The sequence below is a fragment of the Pseudomonas sp. LTGT-11-2Z genome (assembly GCF_003691445.1).
In the GTDB taxonomy this organism is placed as follows: Bacteria; Pseudomonadota; Gammaproteobacteria; order Pseudomonadales; family Pseudomonadaceae; genus Aquipseudomonas; species Aquipseudomonas monteilii.
In genome coordinates, this window is the sequence record NZ_CP033104.1 from 4,188,560 (window position 1) to 4,204,806 (window position 16,247).

23 protein-coding genes are annotated in these 16,247 nt (G+C 62.5%); all 23 read right to left on the reverse strand.

The genetic code is table 11. The features are described 5' to 3' along the window. Positions 1 to 109 precede the first annotated feature (109 nt). Entirely contained in the window at positions 110 to 406 is a 297-nt protein-coding gene (locus tag D8767_RS19650; protein ID WP_122048364.1) for a phage tail assembly protein, read from the reverse strand. 48 nt (positions 407 to 454) lie between these two features. Beyond that, positions 455 to 964, reverse strand: coding sequence for a phage major tail tube protein (locus D8767_RS19655; protein ID WP_122048365.1), 510 nt, complete (start codon positions 962 to 964; stop codon positions 455 to 457). Between the two features lie 12 nt (positions 965 to 976). Next, positions 977 to 2,143: a phage tail sheath family protein gene (locus D8767_RS19660; RefSeq protein ID WP_122048366.1), complete on the reverse strand. Its 1,167-nt coding sequence runs from the start codon at positions 2,141 to 2,143 to the stop codon at positions 977 to 979. Positions 2,144 to 2,235: 92 nt separating this feature from the next. After that, positions 2,236 to 2,691 carry a hypothetical protein gene (locus D8767_RS19665; protein ID WP_122048367.1) on the reverse strand — a complete coding sequence of 152 codons (456 nt, stop codon included), beginning with the start codon at positions 2,689 to 2,691 and terminating at the stop codon, positions 2,236 to 2,238. Positions 2,692 to 2,698: 7 nt separating this feature from the next. Next, entirely contained in the window at positions 2,699 to 3,430 is a 732-nt protein-coding gene (locus D8767_RS19670) for a hypothetical protein (protein WP_122048368.1), read from the reverse strand. 2 nt (positions 3,431 to 3,432) lie between these two features. Beyond that, positions 3,433 to 4,119: a phage tail protein gene (locus D8767_RS19675; RefSeq protein WP_122048369.1), complete on the reverse strand. Its 687-nt coding sequence runs from the start codon at positions 4,117 to 4,119 to the stop codon at positions 3,433 to 3,435. Continuing rightward, positions 4,116 to 4,838 carry a phage tail protein I gene (locus D8767_RS19680; protein ID WP_122048370.1) on the reverse strand — a complete coding sequence of 241 codons (723 nt, stop codon included), beginning with the start codon at positions 4,836 to 4,838 and terminating at the stop codon, positions 4,116 to 4,118. Before D8767_RS19680 ends, D8767_RS19675 begins: the two co-directional genes overlap by 4 nt. Continuing rightward, on the reverse strand, positions 4,835 to 5,815 hold the full coding sequence (locus D8767_RS19685) for a baseplate J/gp47 family protein (protein WP_122048371.1): 981 nt from the start codon (positions 5,813 to 5,815) through the stop codon (positions 4,835 to 4,837). The genes D8767_RS19680 and D8767_RS19685 overlap by 4 nt, the downstream gene beginning before the upstream one ends. Next, the gene (locus tag D8767_RS19690) at positions 5,812 to 6,138 is read right to left on the reverse strand and encodes a GPW/gp25 family protein (protein WP_122048372.1); all 327 of its coding nucleotides are present in this window, start codon (positions 6,136 to 6,138) and stop codon (positions 5,812 to 5,814) included. The genes D8767_RS19685 and D8767_RS19690 overlap by 4 nt, the downstream gene beginning before the upstream one ends. Positions 6,139 to 6,140: 2 nt before the next feature. Beyond that, entirely contained in the window at positions 6,141 to 6,422 is a 282-nt protein-coding gene (locus D8767_RS19695; RefSeq protein WP_122048373.1) for a hypothetical protein, read from the reverse strand. Between the two features lie 42 nt (positions 6,423 to 6,464). Beyond that, on the reverse strand, positions 6,465 to 7,046 hold the full coding sequence (locus D8767_RS19700; protein WP_122048374.1) for a phage baseplate assembly protein V: 582 nt from the start codon (positions 7,044 to 7,046) through the stop codon (positions 6,465 to 6,467). Further along, positions 7,043 to 7,573, reverse strand: a complete 531-nt coding sequence (locus D8767_RS19705) for a hypothetical protein (RefSeq protein ID WP_122048375.1) — start codon at positions 7,571 to 7,573, stop codon at positions 7,043 to 7,045. The genes D8767_RS19700 and D8767_RS19705 overlap by 4 nt, the downstream gene beginning before the upstream one ends. Then, on the reverse strand, positions 7,566 to 8,234 hold the full coding sequence (locus D8767_RS19710) for a hypothetical protein (protein WP_122048376.1): 669 nt from the start codon (positions 8,232 to 8,234) through the stop codon (positions 7,566 to 7,568). Before D8767_RS19710 ends, D8767_RS19705 begins: the two co-directional genes overlap by 8 nt. Next, complete coding sequence (locus D8767_RS19715; protein ID WP_163002510.1) at positions 8,231 to 8,527, reverse strand: hypothetical protein; 297 nt, start codon at positions 8,525 to 8,527, stop codon at positions 8,231 to 8,233. Before D8767_RS19715 ends, D8767_RS19710 begins: the two co-directional genes overlap by 4 nt. Before the next feature lie 29 nt (positions 8,528 to 8,556). Beyond that, on the reverse strand, positions 8,557 to 8,739 hold the full coding sequence (locus tag D8767_RS19720) for a hypothetical protein (RefSeq protein ID WP_122048378.1): 183 nt from the start codon (positions 8,737 to 8,739) through the stop codon (positions 8,557 to 8,559). Position 8,740: 1 nt separating this feature from the next. Continuing rightward, positions 8,741 to 9,772: a major capsid protein gene (locus D8767_RS19725; protein ID WP_122048379.1), complete on the reverse strand. Its 1,032-nt coding sequence runs from the start codon at positions 9,770 to 9,772 to the stop codon at positions 8,741 to 8,743. 11 nt (positions 9,773 to 9,783) lie between these two features. After that, positions 9,784 to 10,134 carry a head decoration protein gene (locus D8767_RS19730; RefSeq protein WP_122048380.1) on the reverse strand — a complete coding sequence of 117 codons (351 nt, stop codon included), beginning with the start codon at positions 10,132 to 10,134 and terminating at the stop codon, positions 9,784 to 9,786. Positions 10,135 to 10,147: 13 nt separating this feature from the next. After that, positions 10,148 to 11,368, reverse strand: coding sequence for a S49 family peptidase (locus tag D8767_RS19735; protein ID WP_122048381.1), 1,221 nt, complete (start codon positions 11,366 to 11,368; stop codon positions 10,148 to 10,150). Between the two features lie 2 nt (positions 11,369 to 11,370). Continuing rightward, positions 11,371 to 12,978 (reverse strand): phage portal protein, encoded by a 1,608-nt coding sequence (locus D8767_RS19740; protein WP_122048382.1) that lies wholly within the window; start codon positions 12,976 to 12,978, stop codon positions 11,371 to 11,373. A gap of 2 nt (positions 12,979 to 12,980) precedes the next feature. After that, positions 12,981 to 13,196 (reverse strand): hypothetical protein, encoded by a 216-nt coding sequence (locus D8767_RS19745; protein ID WP_085625556.1) that lies wholly within the window; start codon positions 13,194 to 13,196, stop codon positions 12,981 to 12,983. 12 nt (positions 13,197 to 13,208) lie between these two features. Then, on the reverse strand, positions 13,209 to 15,095 hold the full coding sequence (locus D8767_RS19750; RefSeq protein ID WP_177412727.1) for a phage terminase large subunit family protein: 1,887 nt from the start codon (positions 15,093 to 15,095) through the stop codon (positions 13,209 to 13,211). Between the two features lie 43 nt (positions 15,096 to 15,138). Next, positions 15,139 to 15,660 carry a terminase small subunit gene (locus D8767_RS19755; RefSeq protein WP_122048384.1) on the reverse strand — a complete coding sequence of 174 codons (522 nt, stop codon included), beginning with the start codon at positions 15,658 to 15,660 and terminating at the stop codon, positions 15,139 to 15,141. A 142-nt stretch (positions 15,661 to 15,802) separates the two neighbouring features. Beyond that, complete coding sequence (locus tag D8767_RS19760) at positions 15,803 to 16,150, reverse strand: phage holin family protein (RefSeq protein WP_122048385.1); 348 nt, start codon at positions 16,148 to 16,150, stop codon at positions 15,803 to 15,805. Positions 16,151 to 16,247: the final 97 nt, after the last annotated feature.

The window sequence follows — 16,247 nt, forward strand, 5'->3', positions numbered from 1 at the left end:
ATCTGTAAGCCACCAGACCACGTCGGCATAGGACATGGTCATAATTTCCTCGGCCGAGAAATTCAGCTCGGCCGCCAGTCGCTTGGCGGCGGCCTTCATGCCTTCGGGATTACAGTTCGTCCTCTCGCACCAGAAAGGTGTAACCGGTCGAGATACGGTTGTAATCCTTGTAAGTCAGGCCCTCCAGGTCCTTAATGCTGACCTCGGCCAGGGAGGCGAACAGGTTCAGTTCGCGTTGCTCGTCGTCGCCATCCGAGGTCTGGCTGGACATGCGCATATCGCGCACGGTCGGCGCGCGCAGGGTGATGGTGTCCACCTTGATACCATTCATCTCGGCTGGCTTGGTCAGGGTGACGGTGACATTTTCAGCGGTCAGCTTGAGGTACTTCGGTGCTGGCTTGCTCATGACTTGGTGTCCTTGAATCAGAAAGGAATGCGGAAGGGTTGCAGGGGATTACAGGCCGAGGTCGCGGCGCTGGCTGGCCAGCTGGTCGACACCGTTGATGACGCGCTTCATCGCCACTGGATCGATCTCATAGATGACTTCCCCGCCGACCTCGAGCTTGTAATAGGTCAACGCCACAGCATGCTTGAACTCGGCCTTGTCGCCTGGCTTCCAGTCCCCCATATCCAGCTCCTTCAGGGTGCCGCGCTGAGTGACGATCACCGCTTTGGTCTCGCCTCGCTGGCCCTTGAACGAACCCCGGAACGTCCCGTTGAACGCGTTGCCGTCAGCCAGGCCGAAGAACTTCAGCGACTCCTTGCGCACGCCGGTGGTGGTGAAGTTGGACTCCATCTTGTCCATGCCCACATCCATCTCAATCGGCATATCCATGCCACCGGGGCGGTGCTCTTCCATCTTCAGCGTGAGCTTGGGCAGGGTCAGGCTGGGCACATCGCCCTGGAAGCTGACGCCGTCCACGAACAGGTTCATGTTGGCCAGAATTTCGGGAATCATTGCCATGGGATGCGCTCCTTACGCGACTTGGTCGAGGACTTCGGTCAGCCATTGATTGGTGACTTCGATACGGAAATTCGGGTTTTCGGCCGGCGGTACGTCGGTGAAGCGGATGTTCCAGTACACCTTGCCCTGCTCCAGCTGGCTGGCCGTGTTCAGCACCGGGTCGGCGTAGACCTCGAAGTTGATGATTGCGCCCTGGGCTTTCAGATCGCGCATAAACGCCTGCAGGCCCTCGGTCACGTCGCGGATATAGGTCGAGGTAATACCCCGATCCACCGCCCATTTGTGGCCGTACAGGATCGCGTCCATGACCATGTCCATGGTTCGCACGCGGGTGACGAAAGCCCATTTCGGATCACTCGACAGCGTGCGGTTACCCCACAGACGGAAACCGTCGTCACGGATGATCGTCGCGATATTGGCGTTGTTCAGCAGGTTGGCCCGGCACGTCTCGTCGCCGTCCAGGTACTCGATGGCGCGGGTGGTGCCGGTGATGCCGACGAACTCTTTGTTCGAAGGCGAGGACCAGAAACCATACTCGCTGTCGGTCCAGGCAAACACGCCTGCAGCCCAGGCCGAGGCCGGCGCGTCGACCGTCGCGTTGGCGGTGGTGTCCCACATCTGCACGCCTGGGTCGACCATGTAAATGCGCTTGGAGCCGAAAGACTTGGCATAGGCGGTGGCCGCCTCGTCAGTGGTATTGGGGCCGTCGACAATCGCCACGGCGCGCAGCTTTTCCGCAATCGACTGCATTGCGGTCGCGACGGCCTGGGTCGCACTGTGCTTGGGCGCAACGATCAGGCGTGGTTGGGCGTTGAAACGACTCTTGCCGTCGAGTAGCGCCTGCAGGCCGGTACGCTTGCCGTTGGCCTGCACTCCACCAATGATCGCGGAAATCTGCGCGGCGGCGTCGGCGCCCTTGGCCACGCCCGTGGCGACGATAACCGCCTTGGAACGCGTATAGATCGCCCGGCAGGCCTTGGTGATGGCGGCATCGGCACCGAACGCGGCAACGGCCTCGCGCTCGTTGGTAATCAGCAACAGGTCACCGACTTTGGCCGAGACGTTCGCGCCCTCGGTGAAGGTATCAACCAGGCCGATGATCGAGGAAGACGGCAGCGCGACATTGCGGGCGCCGGTGTCCACGTTCGTTACGGTAACGCCGTGAAAGAATCCAGTCATGGAAAGCTCCAAAAGAAAGGGCCGCACGCGGCGGCCCTGCAGAAACGAAAACGCCCCGAAACCGGGGCGCTCAAGGGAATGCGGCGAGAGTGTCAGACGGCGCCGGGCACACTCGCGCGGATGGCGTTGATTGCCTCGTCTGCGTAGGCCTCGGCCTGCGCATGGGTAGTAGCCTTGAGCACCTCGACCTTGCCTTTGAGTCGGGCTGCGCGGATCGAACAGACCGCCGCGTGCCAGACCTGCGCCTCCTGCAGGATCGACTCAGCCGCCTCCGAGGGCTCGACGCCCTGGGCCTCGACCATGGCCTGTACAGTCAGCGGCACCTCACCGGCGTAGCCTGCCAGCTTGAAGGCCTTCGCCTCGGCCTCGGCCAACTGGTTCTCGATAGCGCGCAGCGGGTCGCCCAGTGTCGCCGCCAGCGCCTGGTCGGCCGCCTGCTCGATTTGCTGCTGGGCGACCAGCAGCGCAGCCCCGATGGGCAGCGCCTCGAAGTCAAAGCCGTTATAGGTGCTGTCGCCGTAGACGACGTTCAGAAAGGTTTTTTGCATGGTTGCCTCACAGGCTCGACAGGTTAGTGATGACGTGGCCTACATCCTTCGACAGGGTGCCGGCGGCGATGCCGGGGATCAGCAGACCATTGAGTGCAGAAGGCACCGCCGTGCCGATCATCGACAACACGAACAGTACGGAGCCCGGACCGAACAGCTTGCCCCGGTAGGTGCCGCGCAGCTCGAATGCACAGTTGTACATGCGCAATTGCATCAAGATCGGCGCCGACGAACCGCTGGCAAACACAAGTGCGTAGTAAGCACTCAGCTCGCCAGCGCTCGAAGCCGGGAGACTGACCGTCACGTTCACCAGCTGTACGGTTGAGTCGTTCGATAGCCAGAACGACCCCACGCGCAGCTGGGTGTCGCCCTCGGGCATGAACTCGTTGCAAATGAGCTTTCGGCCCGATCCTGCAGCGCCAGCAACGATTAGCCGCCGGCCGGTCAGGTTGATGTGCTTGTCCAACACATAATCCTTGGACAGCCACGCCTGCACCCGCCCCCCGTCAGGGGTAGCATCGACAGCCCGCTGCAAGGTCTTGAATGGACTGGCCTCGGTGCCCAGGCCATTGGCATCGTCCCCCAGCTGCTGGTCTACCCAGTAGACACGGACAATGGACGGCGCGGCGGCGACAGCTGCAGACACAGCTGCATCAATCGCAGCCTTCTTGCCGCTGTAATAGTCGACCAGCTTGTTGTTAACCGCGACCAGCGCGGCGATTTCGGTTTCAAGGCTCATGGTTATGATCCATAGATGTGTTGGAGAACGGTGTATTGAAGGGCCATGAGGCCCGTGGCATTGGCAACCGTCGCGCTCAGCAGAGCATCACGCGTTTCGGAAGCGGACTTTTCGGCAGTAGCCATGCGGTCCAGCAGACCGCCGATTTGCTCCCCCGCAATGCGCTGCAGGCGCTCTTGGCTGGCCAGCCGCTCCTCCTGCTCCCGGCCCCGAAGCTGTTCGGCAACAAGCGCCGTAGCCATCGCGGCCAGAGGCTCAGCCAGCGTCAGGTTTAGGCCGGCGGCTGTGCTGATAATGGTCACGCTATCCGCCGGCAGCGCCGCCAGCGACAGGTCGTAAGCAAGCAGTAGGTCGATGTTGGCGGCCTTGTAGGCCAGGGCCTCGGTGAGGTGCGACCAAACTGCCAACAGCGTGCCGTCCGTGAGAAAAATGCCAATCTCGCGGACCCAGTAGCCGGTCGTACCGGACGCGACAGCGGTCAGGTGCAACAGGGTGCTGCTCAGCTTCTCGCCACTGGAAATCGGAAAGCGCGCCACCTCGTTGCGCAAGGTCTTTTGATCTGCTGACGGGGTGTAGGCCTGGCTGCCCAAGGCGATAAATCCGATTTCAGCCGAGAGACCGGTTTTCGTCGCCGTTAGGATCGCAGCCAGGCCGGCCTTGGTGATGACAGGTTGCAAACCTGTACTCATAGAACAGCCTCCATGTAGCCCCGCACGACCGTGCGCACCTGCGCCGCGTTGGCCACCAGCGGGGCACCTTCTGCTTGAATGGGTACGCCCTGCGCCTCGGCAAACCGCCGGGACACACTGGACGCGTTGATGGCGTTGGCAAACAGCACCGTCTGCGCTGTGGGATCGACCGGCACCGCCTGGGCATCCATGGACTGATGCTGCACGGCACGCGCCTGGAACGCGTTACCCAGCACCAGGCCGCCGTCAAAGCGCGCACCCAGCCGAAACTCGTAATGGCTGCGCTCGTTCTTCGCCGCGTCGACCAGAGCACGCAGGCGCGCGCCCAGCTCGGGCGAGATAATCGAACCCTCGCCCGCCCGGTTGTCATTGGCCCAGGCCGTGACCTGGAATGTGTACGGGGCAGCGTTCGGTATTTGGTGCCACTCCCTGAACTCCCCATTGACTCGCACCGCCTTGAGCACTCGCCGGATTGCGCCAACGGTGCCCTTGGTCTTGTGTACCGGGATCGCCTCGCGACTCAGCGCGCGGCGCTGCTCGTCGGTGTAGGCCGCTTCCCAGCCTTCAACCTTGAGCGCCCAGCCCAACCAGGGCAGGAAGTTTGGCGGGCAGCGCGCCGAGTCGGCCACGCCCCGAATAATGTCCGGGTCCACACCGAACTCACCGGCGCGTTCCAGTGCGCGCTCCAGCAGCGTGGCGTTATGCGGTAACAGGCTCATGTGACCACCTTGGTGGTAAGGGCAATGGACGTGGCACGCGGGTAATGCCGCTTGTCACACACCACCCCTTCCACCGGCTTGATCAGATCGACACGGCCAACTCCTGTTACATGTAACGCCGCATAGATGGCCGAGACAGGCAACTGCCCCTCCAAACGCCGCGCACCTGCGATGGCGGCATCCAGGCTGACCCTGGCAGCTGCACGAACAACGTCAGGGTCTGGCCCATCGTCCATCCATAGCACCGCCTCAACCTGAAAGTCAGTCGGGATGCCGCTCTGTACGCGCGGCCGATCCGTCACCGGTCGCACGTCATCGGCCGACAGCGCCTTGAGAACAGTGGTCACCAGCTGCGCCTCCGGCACGGTGCTTTCAGGCCGTGCCAACACGGCCAGAGAAACATCGCCAGGCAGCGGGTTGGCTAGGCCAGCATCGTAGTCGCAGACCACGACAATGGCCCCGGCCGGCAACTGCGCTTTAACCGCGGCTGGCACCGGCACCCCGGAAAACCGGGGCGAATCGACCGAAACGTGCACCAGCTCGGCTGACGAACTCAGCGCGTGATATTCATACGCCCCGCTACTGCCGGCGACGGACAGTGCCTCCAGCGACAGCCGCGTGCGGTAGCGCAGCGCTTCGTCGCTTTCCATCACCGCCTCCAGGGGCGGCACCGCGTCGGGGTTAGCCGCGCGGATGGTCAGGCGTTGCACACCGTAGTCAGCCGCGCGGTTGTCGAGGTCGGCGCCCTTGGCATAGGCGAGCAAGCTGGCCTTGGCCGCCGCGTTGACACGGGCGCGCACCATCAGCTCACGGTAGGCCATGACCTCCATCAGCTTGACCACCGGGTCGGATTCCAACAGAGCGGTCCACTGGTCGCCCATATGGGCGCGGAAAATACCAAGGACCTCCTGATACAGCGTCTCGAACGCCAGGGTTTCCACCACGTCGGGCGGGGGCAGTAAAGACAGGTCAATCATGCGCTCACCTCAACTACGGCCGAGCTACCCAGATACCGGCCCGTCAGCAACAGGCCGATTTGGCCATCCAGCACCGAAACGACGTTGACGCGCTCCAGCTGCAGGCGCGGTTCCCAGCGGCCCAGGGCGCGGGCGACCTCGGCCTGCACGGCGCTTTTCCAGCCCTCGTTAACTGGCAGGTCGACAAAGCGGCGCAGATTGCAGCCGTATTCAGGCCGCATCCGGCGGCTACCCAGGGGCGTGGTCAGGATGTCCTCAATCGACTGTTTCAAATGATCGAGGCCGGTGGATTTCTGGCCGGTCCTGCGGTCCAGGCCGATCATGCTTAGCCATCCAGCTGCTGCAGGTCGGTAAGGCCACGCAGGAACGCCAGCGCCTCGGCGTCGTCGGCCTGGACGGTCACGCGGCCGGCCTGCACCTTGAACTCGCGCAGGTCATCACCGGCCTGCAGGAATAGCGAGCGCGAGGTGAAAACGCGGTCGGTGAAGGTCACGCCGGCCGACTCAGCGGCTGCAACGACGGTGTCGGTGCCGTCGGCACCAGGTGCAACTGCGGATTCGGCCGCATCCGTTGCCGCGTCAGTCTCGGCGGTTTTCTTGACTGCCATATGTGAGGCTCCAGAAAAGACAAAGCCCGCGAATGCGGGCTGTCAGTGCTTGTGGTTCGCCGTGTTACCGGCGGTGTCGATGATTTTCCCAAGGCCGAGGATGTCGCCCGTTACGCGTAACGGCCCGACAATCTCCACGCTGCCTTCCAAGGTGATGACCGGCGCCTTGGCCTTGATCGCGGCCGACTCGGCATTGATCGCAGCGTCAGTGATCACTGCCTTGCTGCTGCCGACCTCGATGTTGACCGTGCCACTGGGCAGCTTGATGGTGTAGCTCTTGGCCGCCCAGTCGTAGGCCAGGGAGCCGCCATCATCGAAACGCCACACCTCGACATGGTCGCGGTTGTCCGGCTGGGCACCAGCGTTGCCATACAGCCCTGGAACGAACGTCCCTTGCGCAGGCTCGCCGCTCGGGCTCACCAGCACACCCTGCTCGCCCATGCTCGGCGCGCGCCAGTGGCGGGCCTTGCCAGCGGCAAGGGCATGCCAGCGCACCCAGGCGCTCGTCCAGTCGCCGCCGTCGGTCACCCGCACCTTGGCGGCGACCAGGTCGACCGCCACGACGTAACAGGGGATCACCAGGCCGGCCAGCATGCGGTCCATCTGCGCGGCCGCGTAACTCATGCCAGCGCCTCCGGCTCTCGATACTGATCCTCGTTGCCGGGGCCACTGTCCGGGTCGAAGGCGAACTTCAATGGGCCGGGCTCTCGGGGCCAGGGCCACTCCTCTTCGCCCAGGTAAATAATCTGAGTCCATTCGACGACCCAAACCGCGAAACTATCCAGCTCTGGCCGGCTCCAGTCCCGCTCCGCCCGCACAAACTGGGCGAACTCCACAGCCAAGCCCCATGACTGCATACGCAGCAACACAGCCAGTTGAGCCGCGACAAACGCAGCTACATGGAGGCAGTTTTCCTCTTCGGCCCCCACGATCACGCGCGCCTCAAAACGGGCATCAACTGCGGTCTCACCGGTACCCGGATCCTTGTCCGCATCATCAAACCCGGCCAGCTCCAACACGACGGCTGGCACCGGAACGACATCGATGCCTGCTGGCATGGTTCCGACATAAGCGAGACCAGGTATTGCAGCCCCGATGTGCTGCTCAATCGCAGCGTATACCTGGGAAAGCGGTATCGGCTCATCAGCCATTGCCAGTCCTCCGCAAAAATTTTTGCAGCTCGAAGTTCAACTCTTGCTTCATGACCACTAGCAACCGGTCGTGGGCGCGATTGGTCCAGGTCTCGAAATGAGGCCGGACGTCTTCTAGTGAGATTTTTGCCTTGGCTAGCGGGAAACGGCCAATGCTGCTGGATTCAGCAATCCAACCCGAGCGCCCCTTTCGACGCGCCTCGATCATGCTGTCGGGGTAGTCTTCATCCGTGAAATGCTTGCTGCCCGCGCGGATCCAGATGTCAGCCTGGTCGCCATAAACCCGGCGGTAAAAGGCACCTTTGTAATGCCGCCCCGCTACCGATACCCCGGAGCGAGTTTGCCGAGGCCGACCAGCGCGGCTGGCCTCAATCGGTTTGATCCCGAACCAAAGCTTGCCCTGACCGTTGCTGCCCATTGGGTAAGCCAGCAAGCGCTTTCGCACGGCAGATATAGCGATGCGCTCCTGAACACCTACTTCGCGGGCAATCTTGGCTCTGAGCCAGCGAAGGGTCTTATTGATGGCTCGCCGCTGCGCTGCAGCGATAGCTTTGGGCACCAACTGAGCGAACTGCTCAAAGCCTCTTACGTCCTGGGGCCTTGCCTGCAGCGTGATCAGGCCGCTGCTTGCCGACTCCTTGTGGTAACTGCCAACACTCATGAACGCACCTCACGCAGTGTCAGGTTGATCCAACCGGTCCCGTCAGGCTTCCTGCCCGCGATGACGTAACGCCCACCACCATCCTCGGGCGCAAGCTTGATCACCAGGTGCGTCCCCTCCTTAATGCCATTCGCATGGGCGATACGAACGGCAAAAACAGGCTCGCGGACCCCTGTGTTGATCTGGCCAAGCTTGGGCTGGAGCCAGGGGGCCGAAAAGAACCCCGGTACCGGATCGGCTACCCCTTCGATTTCAGCCTCGTCCCCCAGGGCATCCAGCAGCGCCCGGTCCATGAACGCCACCTGGTCACGGAAGCCCACGATCAGTCACCGTCGTCTTGTTCGTCCTTGCTCGGCAGCTTGCCGCGAGGAGCAATCTTCCCCTCTTCGATAAGCAGCTCCAGCACCTCCTTGTTGGACGACATGAAGACCTCGCCCTTTTTGACGACCTTTGTCCCATCCTGAATGCAGCCGTCCACCACCACGTACTCGATCTTGGCAGCCATGTCACACCACCTTGGCGTAGAGGAAAGCGTTTGGTTCCAACATCCCGGGCAGCGGGGCCGACTGCAGCTTCAGCCAGCGCTGGCTCGGCTCTTGGGTGACCCAGCTCTTCGGGAAACGCGCAGCTTCTACCAGGCCGCTCTCGATGGCGTCCAAGTCCTGAATTGCCGCGTACAACATGGCGTTACGGGTCGAGGTGGAACCGAGGATCAATCCACCAGCTGGCACCATCGGCATCTCACCGCCCTCATCAGCCAGGTACCACTCGTCATACGTGTAAAGATCGACACCTGGGTCATTGAGGTAGCCCAAGTAAGTGACCCCGTCGGGCAACTCCTCTGGCTTGATCAAGCCCATATCCACACGCCGGGTGTTGAGCTGCTTCATCACCAGTTCATTGCTCTGGAAGGCATCCTGCGCCTCGCCACTAAGCACAGCGACGTTGGCAGACCGCCCGGAGTCTTTGGCGATCAGGCGGCGCCATTGACGCAGGTTGGCAATGGGGTCGGAACCTGCCGTATTCCAACGGCCGGTGGCGAGGGCGACCTTATGGGTGTCCTCCATCAGGAAGTCGATCGTGTCGTCCACACCGTCACCAACAACCCGGATACGCCCGGTGGTCAGTGCCTGGGCGCACATCCACTCTTCACGGCGGGTGATCTCACCGTCGAGGTCCATCAGGTCACGGCCGAGCCGCTCGCCAGCACGCTCCAGGGCGGTACGGGTCGAGAATGGCGTTTCACCAGCACTGCGCTTCAAGATCTGCTCGGCCCGCGTCACGCGCTTGGGCTGAATGTAGGGCGGCTGGTAGGTGGAAGACGAGAAGCCGGTGCGCAGCGACACGCTGCCCGGCAGGGTCGGATGGACGAACGGCGCCATTTTGCGCTGCCCTTTCACGATGTCGATAGTCACCGTCTCGGTCGGGAAGGTCTCGGGGGCAGAAGCGTTGAAGAAAGTGTCCATGAGGAAGCGGCGCGGCGTCGGCATCTGCTCAACGGCTTCCAGCATGGTCAGGGTGTCGAAAATGTCAGTCATGTGGGCTCCGATTAACGAACGAAAAGGCAGAGAGGACGCAGCGCCGCTTTCGCAGCCGCCAGGGTCAAGCCCTCACCTAGGGTGAGTTGGCTGCCCAGCACTTGGCCGGTCAGGCGAATGGGCGCACTTTTTGCGCCATCAGTGGCGTCTACGTCCTGATCGAGGATCGCCGTAGGCGTCTGGGAGCCGTCCTCAGCTGCGGCCTTGCACAGCAGATATTCACCAGAGGCGGTGACCTGGCCCAGCACAGCACCACGGGACAACTGCTGGCCCGCAGCGATGACGCCGGTGTCCATCACGATGGGGAAATCACCTGCCGAGAGTTCGCGCGGCAGGTAGGTCTTGCGGTCGGGGTTTGCCATGAGGGGCTCCTAATTAACGGCGCGTGGCGCCAGACACGATTGCGCTGACGGCGACCTTGCGCTCGCCTCCTTTGCCGCCTTCCGGCGGGGTGGTGCCGGTGACGCCTTGCGCATCGCCCTTGATCCCGGCTAGCGAGATACCGCGATCTTGTGAGGCCTTGAACAGCACCAGCGCGGTGGCTTCCACTGAGCTGCCATCGTCGATTGCCGCACCGATTTCCTTCTCGAAGCCTTTGACTGCCAGGCTGTTGATACCCTTGATGCGCTCACGCTCAGCGGTGGCAGCCTCGGCGCGGATCGCTACGGTGTCAGGCTGATCGGCCTGGGCGATCTCGATAGTGTTTGGGTCGGTGCCAGCGGCAATGGCCGCGCGCAGTTCTGCCGTGGTCTTGACGGTAGTCATGGTGTGTATCCTTGGAGAGTTGATGGCCGGCTTGGCCAGTTCGGTGATCAGGGATTCCAGCGAGCCCACGCGGTGGGCCAGGCCGTGCTTGACGGCGTCGACGCCGACACGAATGCCGCCGTGGTCACCCATCTCGGGCACTTTTTCGGCAGCCACGCCGAGATTGCGGGCAACCTTGCCCACGAAAACTTCAGCCATCGCGTCGATGGTCTCGCCCATCTTGGCGCGGCCTTCCTCAGTGCCGAGGTCGGGCCGCTTGTTCGGTGCGTTGCGACTGACAATCTGATAGCGCGTGCGACCGGTCTTCTTTTCGTCTTCGACCACGGCCTCGACAACGACGCCGATGCTGCCAGCCAGGCTGGCCTCATCGATAACGATCTCGCCCGCTGCTGAGGCGATCCAGTAGGCCGCGCTAGCACCGATGCCGCCGATGTAGGCAACAATCCGTTTGCGGTCCCGCCCGGCGTAGATCATCTCGGCCAGTTCGTTGATGCCCGAGGCCACGCCACCTGGACTGTCGATGTTGAGCACGATGGATTTGACCTTGGGGTCGTCCAGCGCGCGCTGGATGTCGGTCGCCAGGATCTGAGTGCTGGTTGCTCCGCTGATCTCGGTGAACAGGTTGGCGTACCGAAAGATCGGGCCGGTGACTGGCACCACCGCTACGCTGCCGCGCATGATGACTCGTCGGGTTTCGTCCAGCCGCTCGCCGCGCTTGGTCGCCAAAGCCACCGGATCGCCCATGCGGTCGGAGATGGTCAGCAGGTTGTCCAAGGCGTCGGGCATCATCAGCCAGGGCTGCGAGGCAGCCAGCTCAAGTGCTCGAGGCATGCTTATTCCTCTTTGGGGTTATGTTCAGGCGGAGACTCGAGCCCGCTCTTCGGCAGGGCCTGCATGTTGTGCTCGCGTCGGTATGCAACCTCACGAGTGCGCTGGCGGATAACCTGCTGCCAGGGCTCACCGGTCATTGCCGCCGTTTCCAGCGTCTCGTTGCTCACGCCGATCTCGATGCGCTTACCCGCCGCATTGGCTTCCTTAAGCTCATCAATCGCGCCACGGGCCGGGCCAATCCAGATTGCCTGGCAATAGGCCTTGCGCTTGGCTGGATCGTTGTAACCCGGCAAATCGACCAAGCCCCGTGCAACGGCCTCGTCGATGATCAACTCGCGGCTTGGCTGGCAGAAATCACAGGCCAGCCACCAGCGGCGTAGGCTGTAAAACCGCCAGGCCTGTAGCATGGCCGCCCGGGCAGCGCTGTAGCTGCTGCTGTAATGCAACAGCAATTCCTCCAGCGGCAGCTCCAGGGCGGCGCCGATTTCTTTCACCACTGCGGTGAAGAACGGATCGAACTGGGCGTTGGGCCGGCTGGGGTTGGCCACCACTGGCTCCTCACCCACGCCGAGGTCAACGATGGCCCCTTCCCCCAGTGCTATTGCACCGTCGGAGGTGTCATCACCTCCCGGTTGCTCCTCCGTCAGTGCGGACATCGGCAGGTTGTTGTTATTGAAGTTGTCGCCCTTCTTGATGAAAACGGTGAACATTGCCGAGATCACCGCTGCCATCAGCTCTGCGCTGCTATACCGCTCCAGCTTTTGCAGTGGCTCAAGCACTGGTGACAGGTACGGTGCGCCGCGCTTTTGCCCTGGCCGCTCTTTGTCAGCCATCACATGCAGCACCCGGCGACGCCCGGTTTCAGCACCGAACACCTTCAGCCGCTCCCACTGCAGAGACTTGCCCAGCACATGCTCACCGGGGTAGCCAGTGCATACGTGGTAAGCAACTGGAGCGCCCAGTCCGTCGAACTCCACCCCCTCTACTAGGTCCGCCCGGTCCATTCCGCCGTTCGGGTTGCCTACACGGTCCGACTCGATCAGCTGCAATCGGGTGCTGAAGATGCAACCAGGCCGTTCCTGATCGGGGCTGGCAACAAATACGTCACCTGCCAGCATCGACGAGACAAGCACCAAGGCCTGCAGTTGGTAGTGGTTGAGCGATGCTTCGGCATCGCACTCACGTGGATCATCGGCGTACAGCGACCACAGGCGGTCCAGCTGGCTGTTGAGCTGCTCTGCCTCTTCCTCGGTCAGGCCCAACGCCTCATGATCGACCTGGGCACGGCAGACCAGCCCGGTACCCACAACGTTAGTGCGCAACCGGGTAATCGCCGCGCGGGCGATCAAGTGATTGCGCATCGCATCGCGGGAGCGGGCCACCAGCATGCGGCGCTCGCTGTGGTTAAAGTCACGCCGAGGGCTACCCAGGCCAGGGATCCAGCTGGCAACGCTGCGCAGCACCCGAGAGGCGCCCCGCCAGCGGGTTTCGACGCCGCCGCCGCCGCCCTGGGCAACGATCTGCTGCCCCTCGACTGATGCTCTGGCCACACGGATAGCTTCGGTCATTAGCTGCTCGGCAGCCGAATCCCGCTTTCGGAACGGCCACATGGTCAGATCCCCACGTAGGAAACGCGGTTACGGCCACGGCCCTGCCGGGCAGCCGTTTCCGCAGCAACCTCGGTGGCGTACTGTTTCTCCAGCAAGCGCAAGCTGTTCAGCTCAGCCAGCTGGACCTCTCGATCCTGTCGCCGCAAGCGTTGCCCGTTTTTCAGGACGTTCGAGATCGCCGCCCGGACCTCGTCGAGACGTTGTTGTGCATCTGTCATGGTGAACCTCGATTAGCTGACGCGGCTCCGTGTGCCTCTGCCGCGCGCAACCGCACGGCGGGGAACCGGCGCCACCGCCTGCTCAGTTGTGAAGAGGGTGGGCTGAAGCAGCTGCTGCTCCAGCTGGTCCCATTCGTGATCACGCAGCAGGTGCGTCTTCAGGCTGCGAGCCGCGTGCAAGGCGTACACCTCGCAGTCCAGCGCCTCGTTGCGCCGGCCTGCTTTTTTCTGCCAGACCATCTTGCTGGGGTTACGCGGGTGCGGCGCCAGCACCTCGTTGGTCACCTGCTCGTAGTAGTCCGAGCGGATCTCGCTGTACCAGTGCATCCGCCCCGGCCCAGCGCCCTTGAGCTTCATCCGGCCATCGATAAGCGTCTTGGCCTTGTGGGTACCGACGATAAACACGCGCAAGCCGTACTTCGAGGCCTTGGTGTTGTCCTGGCTGGTGTCTGCCGACTGGGCCGGCTTGGTGAAAATCTCCCTATCCCGGCTGTCGATGGACGCGCCCTTGATTGCCATGATGTTGAAACGCTGGCGATCTCGAACGTAGGTGTACACCGCGTCGCTGGTATTACCGTCAGAGCTGTCGACGCTGACTGCCGACACGGCAAGCTGCGCACCGCTTTCGGTAGGTATGGGAGTCGCGATGATCTTGTCCAGTTCTGTCCACACCGGGTCGTGCGGATCGATGGGGTTGCCTGGTAGCTCGCCCCAGTACAATCGCCAGGACTCCTCGCCCCTCCCCCAACCGACCATGACCAGGGCGAGACGATCACCCTGAACGTCGACGCCGACCGTGACCAACAGCGTGCCCTTCGGGGCAGTCATCTCGGCATAGGGCTCGGCGCGCTTCTCCAGCTCGTCCGTCTTTGGCGCGTCGCTCTTGTACTCGTAGCTTTCACCCATTGAGCTGTTGGTGAACGCAATCATCGGACCGATGTTGCCCTGTCGCACGGCGTATTCCGCCTGCAGCTTCTTTTCCATTAGCACCTCGAAGCGGGAGCCATGGAACTTGGCATACAACTCATTGAGGATGTAGCCGGCGATACCACGGAATTCAGCCGTCGCTTCCCAGTATCCATGCGCGAGGTTGGCGTTCTTCTGATGGTCATCCCAGATCTCGCCGCAGTGCGGGCACGCGTAGTAAGCCGTTTCCGGTCGGCGCTTGCCGTACACCTCGTGGAAGTAATGCTCGTCTTCGTCGCAGTGCAGGTGGTCGAAGCTCAGCGCGTGGGACTGGCCACAACCGTGGCACGGCACCAAGCCAACACGCTTATCGGATAATTCAAGCTCGGCGTCGATGGCAGACAGGCCCTTGATAGTCGGTGTGCCACCAATGATGATCTTCGACCGGCGGAACGTCTTGAGACGCTCTTTCGCCAGTTTGATGCTGTCCCCCTGCCCCCGCAGGTTCAGGTTGCAATCATCAGGCTCTTCAATGGCGACCCGAGGCACCGGCGTGGACTTCACACTGGCCGGGCTGTTGGAGCCCACCATTTTCAGAAAGCCGCCGGGGAACCGCTTGAAGTCCTGGCGCTGCTGCAACTTTCGACTGCGCAGGTCGACCTTCTTCCGCAGCCGCTTGGTAGCTTCGATCATCGGCTCCAGCTTTTCCGCGACGTACTGCTTGGCCGCTTCAGCCTTGGGAAACAGGATCAAGATGGGCGAAGGGTCGAGATCAATCCATTTGCCGATGGCGTTACCCAGCACGCCCGACGTCCAGGCTACCTGTGCTGACTTGCGCCCCACGATCTCGAATACATTCGGATCGTCCAGCGCTTCTAGCGGTCCACCCGGCCAGATCAGATGCGGGGTCATCTCGAAGCGGTACTTACCTGGTGCAGCTGACTCTTCGGGGGCCAGCCAGCGGAATCTGTCGGCCCATTCGGCGATGGTCATTCTTGGCGGGGGCGCCCACTTACGGCAGACCCGGGCCATGGCTTTACTCGCCGTCTTCTTCAGAGCCCTCCTCGTCGTCCGACTCGTCAAAATCCCCAGCGAGATCGTCGTCCTCGTCATACGCGGACAACCTCCTCAGTATTGATTCGATGGGCTCGCGGATCAGCTGGTCATCGACCTGCACGCCATACCTGGCTGATAACGTCGCCGCCAACTCATCAGGGAAGGTATTGAGCAGCTCGATCTTCGCAGCAGTAATCACCGCCTCGAAGCGCTCAACCATTTCGGCCTCAATCACCACCTCGCCCAGCTCGCGGGCCAACGCGATTTCTTCGCGGTCACCGCGCAATCGGTCAAGGCGGTCACGCGTCGATTCCTTCTTGCCGTTCAGTGCGGCCTGTCGCATGAGCCATTCGATCACCAGCTGGGTGTCGTACTGGTTTTCGTTGCCACGACCCACGCCGAACTCGATCACTGGCATGCCGTCCTTCTGCCAACGGCTCAGGGTCCGCTCATCACGACCGATGATCTCGGCCAGCTCGAGCTTGCTGACTGTCTTGCCCATCACTAAGTCCTTGAAAAGACGGACATCCCTGCAGGAACTTCAGCTGCAGGGAAACCGCGAGTCTGCGCACCCGTGTAGGGGGCGGCCCCGGGGGAGGACCCAAAAATCGACGGGCGCCGCACGCCCCACTCCCCGGCGGGGATCACTGCCCCCCCTCACCGCCGACCGGCGGCACCTGCCCCAGCCCCAGCCGCTTGGCGGCCCAGCGCATGTAGAGGCTGATCGCGACATCGGCACCGGCCATCGCAGCCAAGCAACCAACCGCTGCTGCCGCCCATACCGAAACGCCGAGGGCGTACAGCAGCATGTTTGTCGAAAGACCGCAGGTCACGCAGGCACCAGAGCGCAACGCCAACCGGCGAATCAGCCCCCAACCGCGAGCGCCCGCCATATCCGCCCGCCACATCTCTCCCGAAACACCGCCGACTAGGGACAGCACTATCACCATCCAGATCGGCAGTTCGGCTAACGTTTGTTGCTCGCTGTTCATGTAAGCCTCATTGGCAAAGCACGGCGCCGGAAAAAGAAAACCCCGCCAGTTGGCAGGGTTCTCGGTGCGCCGACAATTCGGAGCGGCTTGCACAGCA

Excerpts from the sequence above, each read along its gene's own strand:
- D8767_RS19650 (WP_122048364.1), bottom strand. The coding sequence starts at position 406 with ATGAGCAAGCCAGCACCGAAGTACCTCAAGCTGACCGCTGAAAATGTC.
- D8767_RS19655 (WP_122048365.1), bottom strand. The coding sequence starts at position 964 with ATGGCAATGATTCCCGAAATTCTGGCCAACATGAACCTGTTCGTGGAC.
- D8767_RS19660 (WP_122048366.1), bottom strand. The coding sequence starts at position 2,143 with ATGACTGGATTCTTTCACGGCGTTACCGTAACGAACGTGGACACCGGC.
- D8767_RS19665 (WP_122048367.1), bottom strand. The coding sequence starts at position 2,691 with ATGCAAAAAACCTTTCTGAACGTCGTCTACGGCGACAGCACCTATAAC.
- D8767_RS19670 (WP_122048368.1), bottom strand. The coding sequence starts at position 3,430 with ATGAGCCTTGAAACCGAAATCGCCGCGCTGGTCGCGGTTAACAACAAG.
- D8767_RS19675 (WP_122048369.1), bottom strand. The coding sequence starts at position 4,119 with ATGAGTACAGGTTTGCAACCTGTCATCACCAAGGCCGGCCTGGCTGCG.
- D8767_RS19680 (WP_122048370.1), bottom strand. The coding sequence starts at position 4,838 with ATGAGCCTGTTACCGCATAACGCCACGCTGCTGGAGCGCGCACTGGAA.
- D8767_RS19685 (WP_122048371.1), bottom strand. The coding sequence starts at position 5,815 with ATGATTGACCTGTCTTTACTGCCCCCGCCCGACGTGGTGGAAACCCTG.
- D8767_RS19690 (WP_122048372.1), bottom strand. The coding sequence starts at position 6,138 with ATGATCGGCCTGGACCGCAGGACCGGCCAGAAATCCACCGGCCTCGAT.
- D8767_RS19695 (WP_122048373.1), bottom strand. The coding sequence starts at position 6,422 with ATGGCAGTCAAGAAAACCGCCGAGACTGACGCGGCAACGGATGCGGCC.
- D8767_RS19700 (WP_122048374.1), bottom strand. The coding sequence starts at position 7,046 with ATGAGTTACGCGGCCGCGCAGATGGACCGCATGCTGGCCGGCCTGGTG.
- D8767_RS19705 (WP_122048375.1), bottom strand. The coding sequence starts at position 7,573 with ATGGCTGATGAGCCGATACCGCTTTCCCAGGTATACGCTGCGATTGAG.
- D8767_RS19710 (WP_122048376.1), bottom strand. The coding sequence starts at position 8,234 with ATGAGTGTTGGCAGTTACCACAAGGAGTCGGCAAGCAGCGGCCTGATC.
- D8767_RS19715 (WP_163002510.1), bottom strand. The coding sequence starts at position 8,527 with ATGGACCGGGCGCTGCTGGATGCCCTGGGGGACGAGGCTGAAATCGAA.
- D8767_RS19720 (WP_122048378.1), bottom strand. The coding sequence starts at position 8,739 with ATGGCTGCCAAGATCGAGTACGTGGTGGTGGACGGCTGCATTCAGGAT.
- D8767_RS19725 (WP_122048379.1), bottom strand. The coding sequence starts at position 9,772 with ATGACTGACATTTTCGACACCCTGACCATGCTGGAAGCCGTTGAGCAG.
- D8767_RS19730 (WP_122048380.1), bottom strand. The coding sequence starts at position 10,134 with ATGGCAAACCCCGACCGCAAGACCTACCTGCCGCGCGAACTCTCGGCA.
- D8767_RS19735 (WP_122048381.1), bottom strand. The coding sequence starts at position 11,368 with ATGCCTCGAGCACTTGAGCTGGCTGCCTCGCAGCCCTGGCTGATGATG.
- D8767_RS19740 (WP_122048382.1), bottom strand. The coding sequence starts at position 12,978 with ATGTGGCCGTTCCGAAAGCGGGATTCGGCTGCCGAGCAGCTAATGACC.
- D8767_RS19745 (WP_085625556.1), bottom strand. The coding sequence starts at position 13,196 with ATGACAGATGCACAACAACGTCTCGACGAGGTCCGGGCGGCGATCTCG.
- D8767_RS19750 (WP_177412727.1), bottom strand. The coding sequence starts at position 15,095 with ATGACCATCGCCGAATGGGCCGACAGATTCCGCTGGCTGGCCCCCGAA.
- D8767_RS19755 (WP_122048384.1), bottom strand. The coding sequence starts at position 15,660 with ATGGGCAAGACAGTCAGCAAGCTCGAGCTGGCCGAGATCATCGGTCGT.
- D8767_RS19760 (WP_122048385.1), bottom strand. The coding sequence starts at position 16,150 with ATGAACAGCGAGCAACAAACGTTAGCCGAACTGCCGATCTGGATGGTG.